This is a genomic window from Secundilactobacillus folii, assembly GCF_009720675.1.
GTDB classification, from domain to species: domain Bacteria; phylum Bacillota; class Bacilli; order Lactobacillales; family Lactobacillaceae; genus Secundilactobacillus; species Secundilactobacillus folii.
This window is the reverse complement of record NZ_WNJO01000052.1, coordinates 1-231: the sequence shown is the minus strand read 5'-3', so window position 1 is coordinate 231 and position 231 is coordinate 1. Positions and strand designations below refer to the sequence as shown.

At 43.3% G+C, this 231-nt stretch carries 1 protein-coding gene; it reads right to left on the bottom strand.

All coding sequences use genetic code 11. From position 1 onward, the window contains the following. The coding region (locus GM612_RS12315) for an MBG domain-containing protein (protein ID WP_246147776.1) at positions 1 to 231 on the bottom strand (231 nt) is incomplete at both ends.

Sequence of the window (231 nt, the reverse complement as noted above, 5' to 3'; positions counted from 1 at the left end):
TGTAGTTCGGGTTAGCCGTTTCAATTCGTTGAATAGCAGCATCATTCAATGCAACTTGGTAAGTACCCACATTCGTTGGAATCGTAGCACTGCCGTCAAATGTAAAGTCCGTATTCGTTAGATCAACGTGGTTGACTACTTTATCACCGTAAGCAACGGTGAACGTTGGCGTCTTATCACCATAGGTGATCGTTTGATCGTTAACGGTAACTTTGGTCTCTGCATCCTTTT